At 36.3% G+C, this 9,178-nt stretch carries 10 protein-coding genes and 1 pseudogene; 4 read left to right on the top strand and 7 right to left on the bottom strand.

The window, feature by feature from the left end; translation table 11 throughout:
* Positions 1–1,085: efflux RND transporter permease subunit (locus AC1DJR_RS10170; RefSeq protein WP_477002533.1), on the top strand; the 1,085-nt coding region annotated here is incomplete at its 5' end.
* 48 nt (positions 1,086–1,133) lie between these two features.
* Here AC1DJR_RS10170 and AC1DJR_RS10175 read toward each other — a convergent pair.
* The 4 genes and pseudogenes from AC1DJR_RS10175 to AC1DJR_RS10190 form a co-directional block, all read right to left on the bottom strand.
* A pseudogene (locus AC1DJR_RS10175) lies at positions 1,134–1,537 on the bottom strand (P-loop nucleotide/nucleoside kinase family protein); the annotation flags it as partial.
* A 49-nt stretch (positions 1,538–1,586) separates the two neighbouring features.
* A complete protein-coding gene (gene pstA / locus AC1DJR_RS10180; RefSeq protein ID WP_002010630.1) occupies positions 1,587–2,507 on the bottom strand; it encodes a phosphate ABC transporter permease PstA in 921 nt (306 codons plus the stop codon).
* A gap of 2 nt (positions 2,508–2,509) precedes the next feature.
* Positions 2,510–3,400, bottom strand: coding sequence for a phosphate ABC transporter permease subunit PstC (gene pstC, locus AC1DJR_RS10185; protein WP_477002534.1), 891 nt, complete (start codon positions 3,398–3,400; stop codon positions 2,510–2,512).
* A 71-nt stretch (positions 3,401–3,471) separates the two neighbouring features.
* Positions 3,472–4,371: a phosphate ABC transporter substrate-binding protein PstS family protein gene (locus tag AC1DJR_RS10190; RefSeq protein ID WP_429686406.1), complete on the bottom strand. Its 900-nt coding sequence runs from the start codon at positions 4,369–4,371 to the stop codon at positions 3,472–3,474.
* 500 nt (positions 4,372–4,871) lie between these two features.
* Here AC1DJR_RS10190 and AC1DJR_RS10195 point away from each other — a divergent pair, with 500 nt between their 5' ends.
* From AC1DJR_RS10195 to AC1DJR_RS10205, 3 genes are read left to right on the top strand one after another with little or no spacing between them, the layout of a single operon-like run.
* Positions 4,872–5,129 carry a FeoA family protein gene (locus AC1DJR_RS10195; protein WP_002090873.1) on the top strand — a complete coding sequence of 86 codons (258 nt, stop codon included), beginning with the start codon at positions 4,872–4,874 and terminating at the stop codon, positions 5,127–5,129.
* Positions 5,126–5,848, top strand: coding sequence for a FeoB small GTPase domain-containing protein (locus tag AC1DJR_RS10200; RefSeq protein ID WP_477002535.1), 723 nt, complete (start codon positions 5,126–5,128; stop codon positions 5,846–5,848). Before AC1DJR_RS10195 ends, AC1DJR_RS10200 begins: the two co-directional genes overlap by 4 nt.
* On the top strand, positions 5,826–7,226 hold the full coding sequence (locus AC1DJR_RS10205; RefSeq protein WP_477002536.1) for a nucleoside recognition domain-containing protein: 1,401 nt from the start codon (positions 5,826–5,828) through the stop codon (positions 7,224–7,226). Before AC1DJR_RS10200 ends, AC1DJR_RS10205 begins: the two co-directional genes overlap by 23 nt.
* A 63-nt stretch (positions 7,227–7,289) precedes the next feature.
* Here AC1DJR_RS10205 and AC1DJR_RS10210 read toward each other — a convergent pair whose 3' ends face one another.
* The 3 genes from AC1DJR_RS10210 to AC1DJR_RS10220 all read right to left on the bottom strand — a co-directional run.
* Positions 7,290–7,418, bottom strand: coding sequence for a hypothetical protein (locus tag AC1DJR_RS10210; protein WP_012260330.1), 129 nt, complete (start codon positions 7,416–7,418; stop codon positions 7,290–7,292).
* An 11-nt stretch (positions 7,419–7,429) separates the two neighbouring features.
* Positions 7,430–8,596, bottom strand: a complete 1,167-nt coding sequence (locus AC1DJR_RS10215) for a Ger(x)C family spore germination protein (protein WP_477002538.1) — start codon at positions 8,594–8,596, stop codon at positions 7,430–7,432.
* The coding region (locus AC1DJR_RS10220) for an endospore germination permease (RefSeq protein ID WP_477002537.1) at positions 8,580–9,178 on the bottom strand (599 nt) is incomplete at its 5' end. The genes AC1DJR_RS10215 and AC1DJR_RS10220, both read right to left, overlap by 17 nt.

Consider the following 9,178-nt stretch of genomic DNA (forward strand, 5'->3'; position numbering starts at 1 on the left):
ACGAAACAAATTTAAAAAAGGCCGCTAACATCGTCGAAACAAAACTAAAAAGCATGGATTCTCTTTCTAAAGTAAAAACAAATATAGAAGACTCTAAAAAAGAATGGCAAATTCATATCGATCAAACAAAAGCGGAACAACACGGTTTAACACCAGAATTAGCAGCACAACAAGTATCATTCCTTATGAAGAAATCTCCTATTGGGGAAATCTCAATCAATAATGAAAAAACAACCATTATGATAGAACATAAAAAGGCATCCGTTAACAAACAAGAAGATATTTTAAACACAAACATACTATCACCTATTAACGGACCAATTCCTTTAAAAGACATTGCAACTATTTCAGAAAAACAACTTCAAACGGAAATCTTCCATAAAGATGGGAAAGAAACGATTCAAATTACCGCAGAAGCTTCAAGTGAAGATTTAAGCGAAGTAAGCGCAGAAGTAAACAAGGCGATAGCCGACTTAGATTTACCTAACGGAGCAAAAGTAAATGTCGCAGGCGCTACTGAATCTATGCAAGAGAACTTCACAGATTTATTCAAAATTATGGGAATCGCAATCGGGATTGTATATTTAATTATGGTTATCACATTCGGGCAAGCACGTGCTCCTTTCGCGATTTTATTCTCTTTACCATTAGCTGCTGTCGGCGGTATTTTAGGATTAATCATTTCAAGAACACCTGTTGACGTAAATTCATTAATCGGCGCATTAATGTTAATCGGGATTGTCGTTACAAATGCTATTGTATTAATAGAAAGAGTGCAACAAAATCGGGAAAACGGTATGGAAACCAGAGAAGCCTTACTAGAAGCAGGATCTACTAGATTACGCCCAATTATTATGACAGCTATAACAACAATCGTCGCTATGCTACCACTCCTCTTCGGGCAATCTCAAGCAGGAAGTATGGTATCGAAAAGTCTGGCCGTCGTTGTAATCGGTGGTTTGGCAGTCTCAACCGTTCTTACATTAGTAGTCGTTCCCGTTATGTATGAACTATTAGATAAAATCGGGAGAAAAAGACGCTCCCGCAGAAAAATAAGCACTTCTACAGAAACACCTGATATTTAAACTAAAAGGCGTTATCTTCAATTATGAAGATAACGCCTTTTTATCCCTCTACCTATCCATAATATAATCCATCACTTTTTTACCATACTTCTCTAGCGGCTCTCCAGAATCTACAATAAGATATTCACCATGTAAAGGCCTTTTACTGCCAGCCAGACATTTTTGAAATGCTACTTTTGTAATTTGACTTATCTTACGTTCACGCGTTTGTAACCTACGATTAATTTCTTCTATATCATTAAGATAACATTCAATATATTTATGTGTAGTCCCATACTTCCGACATAAACCTATTCCTTTTCAAGCATCCCCTCATAGAGACATGGGCTATCTAATATAACACTATGTTCTTGTTCCAACAAAAAACCTATCAGTTTCCACTCAATATCATAGGAGACTCCCCCAACAACTGTCGATTCGCTACCTCTTACCGTTAATGATTTTAATAAATGTCCGTAAAAAAACTCCCTGTTTATAAACAGAGAGTTCTTTTACGGACATTTATGCCGCTTTTACCTTCTTCGTCGTTTTACGACTTTTTTTCGCTCCTGTAAAACGCTTGTGTAATACAGATGCTACGAAACGAGAAATGATATTAAAGAGTAATACCATAATAATTAATACAGCTGCAGATTTTGTTGCAATTAACTTCGCATCCGGGATAATCCCTTCAGAGTTTAATTTCCAAATGTGAACAGCTAACGTTTCAGCTGGTCTAAATGGATTTAAAGGATGCGAGGGGCTCGAGAAGTCCGCTGCTGAATTTAAAATAGGTGATGTTAAACCCGCTGTATAAATTAACGCCGCAGCTTCACCGAATATACGGCCTGCCGCTAAAATAATACCTGTAATGATTTGTGGTAACGAAGACGGGATAATGATGCGGGCAATTGTTTGCCATTTCGTTGCACCTAATCCAAGACTCGCCTCTTTTACATTATGAGGAACTTCAGAAATCGCATTTTCACAAACACGTGTTAAACCAGGCAAATTCAAAATAGTTAAAGCAAGAGCTCCACCCATTACTGTATATCCCCAGCCTGTCATGGTAACAAATACTAATAAGCCAAATAGTCCAACAACAATAGAAGGTAAAGACGCCATTGTTTCAATACATAAACGAACAAAACTTAAAAAACGACCTTGTTTTGCATACTCCGCTAAATATATTCCAGCCCCTAGTCCAAGAGGAATAGATATAATAAGTGTTATAACAAGCATGTAGAAAGAATTGAATAACTGTGGACCAATTCCCCCACCAGCTCTTGTATTGCTTGGTTCTCCGAATAAGAAACTAGGATCCCAAAATCCCCATCCCTTTTGCAGAATTTCGTACATTAAAAAAGCCAGCAAAGCTACAACTAAAGCTGCAACCCCATAAAAGATACCTGTCCAAACTTTATTTACCGTTCTTGCATTCATTATTATCGCTCACCTCTTTGACCAATCGCTCGAATTACTAAAATAAACAGGAATGAAATAACAAGTAAAATCATTGCTAACGTCCATAGCGCATTGTTCCAAGCTGTTCCGTTCAATGTATTCGTCATATCCATTGTCAGAATACCTGTTAACGTTGCTGTTGGACTATATATTCCTTCCGGTAATTTAATCGTGTTCCCGATTACCATTTGAACCGCTAACGCTTCACCAAAAGCACGCGCTAACCCTAAAACTATACCTGTTAAAATCCCTTGTTTTGCAGCAGGAACAATAACTCGGCTAATCGCTTGCCATTTCGTCGATCCTAGACCGTAAGAAGCTTCCAAGTAATCAAACGGAACAGAGCGTATTGCATCAGAGGCAATACTAGCAATAGTAGGTAAAATCATAATACTCAGGACAATAATACCCGCAATTAAACTAAATCCCACTCCACCGAACGAATCCCGTAATAGAGGAACCAAGATCGTAACCCCTAATAATCCGTATACAACTGATGGAATACCAACTAATAATTCTAAAACAGGCTTTAATACTTTATTCCCAAACTTCGGCGAAATTAAATTCATGAATATAGCAAGAGCTATAGCAATTGGTGCACTAATGAYAACAGCACCTAACGACACAAGYGTCGAACCGACAATAAAGATKACAGCACCATACKTACCTTGATCAGCATTTGGATTCCATTTTGTCGAAGTTAACACCTCAGAAAAYGAGATACCACTTTGCGTGAAAGATTGAATTCCTTTGCCGCAAATAAACGCAATAATAGCTAATGTAATAAAAACAATAAAGATACCGCAAAACGTAACAAGTGATCTACCTATATATTCACTCTTTACGTAATTAATTTGTTTTTTCCCCTTCATCACAGGACAGACCCCACTTCATAGATTGCATTGAACAGGACTGRCCTTGCAGCCAGCCCCATAAAATTTTATTACTTATTTAATTTAGACATTGGGATGTAACCCATATCTTCTACTTGTTTTTCGAAATCTTTACCTTTTACATAATCAATGTAAGCTTTTGTCGCTTCTTTTGCCTCACCTTTAGTTACCATATACTCGTAAGACCAGAATGGATATTTACCAGCAGAGATGTTTTCAATTTTCGGTTCAGCACCATCAATTTTCACAGTTTGCAATGCACCTTTTTTATCGCCAACCATGTAAGACATTGCTAAATAGCTGATTGAACCTGGAGTAGAGTTAATCGCTTGCTCTACTGCACCGTTAGAATCTTGTGTTGTACCAGTTCCATCATTAATCTTCGCGTCTTTCATCACTGTCTTTTCAAAAGTAGCACGTGTACCAGATGAAGCCGGTCGGTTAATTACATTGATTTTTTCATCTTTTCCGCCTACTTCTTTCCAGTTCGTTACTTTTCCAGTGAAGATATCTTGTACTTGTTTTGCTGTTAAGTTATCAACTTTTACATCTTTATTTACGACAAGCGCGAATGCAATACCCGCTACCTTGTTATCTACTAATTCTTTTGCTTTTTCAGCATCTTTTATTTTATCTGAAGCCGGAACATCCGAATTACCAATTTGTACYGCACCAGATGCTACTTGGTTAATCCCAGTCCCACTACCGCCACCTTGAACTTGAATAGAAACTTTTGAATTTTTCTCCATGAATTTCTTTCCAGCTTCCTCCGCAAGAGGTTGAAGAGCTGTAGAGCCAGCCGCTGCAATCGTACCTGATAATTCTTGTTTTGCATCGCTACCTTTAGCAGCTTCCTTATTATCCGTACTTTCTGCTTTTCCACATCCAACTAATGCACCTGCAACAACTAAAGCCGCTAAAGAAAATTTAATACCCTTTTTCATAACCATGTCTTGTACCCCCATTTGGATTATCACTTTTCGAATTCATCTTCTTTCGAACACAAATTCATTGTAGGACAACAATATTATGTGAGTGTTAAGCAATTTTTAAGTTTAAGTAAATAGAGATAACATCCCCTAAAAGCTAGACATTCCAACATTTACAGTTGAAAAAGCCAACAAAACCCACACTAAACACGCAGTATTGTAAATTTAATCTTAACAATGTAAATTCAATGTAAAYGATTTTCTKTATTTTTCCCTTTAGGTTAAAACTAYATTTACAATTCCCCTATATTTTTAAGCTTTTACACTCTTACTTTAAGAAGAATTCCAGTAATATTTTTCGGTACAACTAAATAAATTGGAACAATTCTAAAAATATTTGAATATTTTTAAAGTACTAATTGACAGCATCATTAAATGTAGTCTACTATATTAGTATCAAAAAGTTTACCTAAGGAAACTTTTTAAACTAAAACTAAAAATATAGAGATGAGGTAACTTTTATGGTATCGGCTAATACTAAACCCCTTTCCGAATTCAGAACAGGGGAATTTGTACAAATTGAGAAGATACAATTAGAAGGAACTATGAAACGACGTTTATTAGATTTAGGCTTTTTTCCTGGAGCGACAATTAAAGTATTACAACGCAGCCCACTTGGAGACCCAGTCGCTTATCAAGTAAGCAACACAACTATTGCACTGCGTAGTGAAGAAAGCTCCCTTATTTTCGGGGTATTAATAGGAGATGATTTCAGATGAGTAACCATCGTATTGCGTTAGCTGGTAACCCGAATACTGGGAAAAGTACATTATTTAATACTTTAACAGGCTTAAAACAACATACTGGAAACTGGACGGGGAAAACTGTTTTAAAGGCCGAAGGGGAATATAAGCATGGCGGAAATATATATACAATAATAGATTTACCTGGAACTTACTCACTGTATTCAAATTCGGCAGATGAAGAAGTCGCACGAGATTATATTATATTTGAAAAACCAGAAGTAACTGTAGTTGTTATTGACGCAACTGCAATGGAAAGAAATTTAAATTTAGCACTCCAAGTGATGGAAATGACAAACGATGTGGTCATTTGTATTAACTTAATTGATGAAGCGGAGAAAAAAGGAATCATTATTGACGAAAAGAAGTTAGCAAAATCACTCGGTGTACCTGTAGTGAAGATTTCYGCTCGCAACCGAGTAGGCATTGGTCATTTGCTAAATGTCATCGCTAAAGTAGCAAATAAAAAACTCATTCCAACACCAATTAAAATTACTTATAATGAAAAAATCGAAAATATGATTCAAGAATTRGAACCACAAATTTATAAAGTGTTCGGYRATACGTATCCAGCACGTTGGATTGCGTTACGTATWTTAGATGGAGATAAAAATTTCTTAACTRCACTYCAAAAACAWCATAAYGAACCACTTGTAAGGGAGGTCGTAATRAATGGAATCTCACTCAGCCAGTAAAGCTCTTCCGCTGGACTATATTGTTCAACATGCACAAACACTTTCAAAAGAGGACATACGCGATGATATTGTCGGAGATATTTATCGAACCTCCGCGAATATAYGTAAAGAAGCTGTCCAATATACGAATACTGATAAATTATATCGTTCAGAAAGATTAGATAAGATTTTCACTTCTCCTATTTGGGGATTTCCAATTATGCTCGGTATTTTATCTATTATTTTTTATCTTACAATCGCTGGTGCTAACGTGCCATCCGAGATGATTGCTGAGTTTTTTGGCTGGGTCGAAGGACATTTAACATCTTGGTTCCAAGTAATGCATGCACCTGAATGGTTACATGGCATTTTAATACTYGGTTTATTCCGTGGTATCGGTGCTGTTATTAGCGTTATGTTACCACCTATGGCAATCTTTTTCCCTATGTTCGCACTATTAGAAAACTACGGATATTTACCACGTGTCGCATTTAACATGGACCGCTTATTCAAACGATCTGGTGCACATGGCAAGCAATCTTTAACAATGGCAATGGGATTCGGTTGTAATGCAGCTGCCATTATGTCAACACGTATTATTGAATCACCGCGTGAACGTATGCTTGCAATCTTAACAAACAACTTCGTTCCATGTAATGGGCGCTGGCCTATGTTAATTTTAATGGCTTCACTATTTATGGCCGCTGGTTATACMGGTAGTATGCAAACAYTTGTTACTGCWGGTGTCGTAGTTGGAATGGTTGTAATTGGTGTTATTATGACATTAACTGTTTCTTGGGTACTATCGAAAACAGCTTTAAAAGGCGTTCCRACTCACTACACACTTGAGTTACCACCGTACCGTAAGCCAAAAGTTTGGAATACAATTGTACGCGCAACACTCGATAAATCAATATATGTTTTAAAACGAGCTGTAGTTGTAGCTGCCCCTGCRGCTGCATTAACTTGGTTACTTGCTAATATTTTCATCGGTGACACAAGCTTACTTATGTATTTTGTAAACTTCCTAGATCCATTTGCTAAAATGTTAGGACTTGACGGGTTTATTTTAGCTGCATTCATTCTTGGACTACCAGCGAATGAAATTGTTATCCCGATTTTATTAATGTCTTACTTATCAACTGGGGCTTTAACTGAAATAGATGATTTTAACCAAATTAAAAATCTATTCTTAGAAAATGGTTGGACTTGGTTAACAGCGTTAAATACAATGTTGTTCTCACTCCTTCATTTCCCGTGCGGAACAACACTGGTTAACATATATAAAGAAACAAAAAGTGCAAAATGGACATTCTTATCGTTCGCAATCCCTACTGTTATTGCCATTGTTGTGACATTCCTCTTTACACAATTGGTACATTGGTTAGGRCTTGTATAAAAAACAAAGCATACATAGAAGGTATCCCCCTTCACATATGCTTTKCACGAAAGAAACCTGAAATTATTCAGGTTTCTTTTTTTCTTTCCACGGCTGAGCTCCATACGTTGTGATTTTTTTATGAATGGAGTATATGGCTCCCGGAAGAATCGCCATTAATATCGTGCAACTAATTCCTAGTCCAGTAAACAACTTAAATCACCTTATTTCACTCTCTTCGGTAAAGCTGARCCTGAATGYTCAATTRYYGGATGAACATGAACAGTAACCTCAGCATTRCTAAAATAATTTTCACCTTGATCCCAATTCTTATCTATCTTCTTCCATTCTTTATAATTATGCCGCTTATATACTTCTCCTAACGCTAATACATCTACCTTATATTTTTTTTGAACAAGCTTAATCGATTTTTGGATACGCTTCTCCATTTCCTCCGCAATGGTTTTCTTTAATCGCTTTTCATTCATAATTTGTTTATGATCACTAAAATGTAACTCTGCTAAGGTCCCTTCCAAAGATAAATGGATATCAAACTTCGGTTTTGTAGCATTTTCCGTAGATACTTTAATCTTTCGGCGCATCTTATGAATTTCGTATGTAACAAGCTGACCTTGTTTACGGATAGTAWAGAACCCTCCAATTTTTTTACCTATTACATAATTCATTCCKAATGTTTCTTCTCCATTCAAACTRCCTACACACTTATTATCTTTTCCACGAAACAACGCTGCCCCGTTCATTTGTACCCCCTGCTTTGTTAGTTCGAGAATAGGTAATACGAAACTTTGGTTAGYAATCATTTTTTGCTGTACCTCACCAATTCTTGCAGCTTCAATCATTTGAGCATTTTTCGGAGGATGCTCAGCTAACATATCAATATACTGYGCCGGTAAGTTCTCAGGCTTGGCGCTCTGCTTTAAAATAGCTTCTGCATTTTTCTTAGAAACGAACAAACGAATATTTCTTCTCATCTCGTGATCACGAATATATACATCTAACGTATTTTGTAAAACATATGGATTCGCTAGTAAATCTTYAGAAAAAATTATCACTTGTATATGCGGAAAGAATAATGAGCGACTAATTTTTTTAGCAATAATTCGTATTTGCTCAAAGACACTATCTGCTTTCGCACTMACATTAATATAATTTTCACTATCTCCACCGACTTGGCCACCTTGTTGCGYTAACTTACTGGGAAGTACCATCTGATACGTCCCTTTCATAATTGGATTTGATTTCTTTGCCTTCACAATATCGTAAGCTGCGCCTACTACAAATCCTCTTTCTTCTATTTCTTCTAGCTCAGAGCACCCACTTATAGATCCWGCTAAAACCATAACCATTATAATTTTAAGAAGGTGTTTCATTTCTACCATTCCTTCTTTTTATTTTATATACAATAAAAACTAACAAAGGCGCTAGCACGACAAAACCCATATCTATCCAAGCTAAATAAGTCCCATAACTTGACAAAGTATTCAAATTACTAGGTATCATATTCGCCATAAAAATAATCGGGGCACTTACAAAAATGAAAATATGTTTCTTCACTTTCGGAAACATAGCACAAAATAATAAAGATGCGACGTCATAATACATTGCTGTAGTGTTATAAATAGTAATAATCCAAGTAGTAAAAAAAATGGCATCAAATCTTTCTAAAAAACCTCCACCAATTTCAATTTCTTTACCCAATTCAATTGTTGGATACGTCAATCCACGGGTTGTCATATACGAAAAAACGCTAATACAAGTTACATAAATTAAAATGTATGACAGCACATTTACCATCACTGCTTTTGCAACTGCCATTGGCGCTTTTTTCGCTGYCTTATCGTTCAACATCACAGCATAAAACAGAGCTACCTCAAATCCGATAAATGTGAAAATAGAATTTTTAACTCCTACAGCATATTGACTTGCGTTCGTTTGAAAAGCTGGTAGTAAAT

Source organism: Bacillus sp. 05T31, from assembly GCF_056396725.1.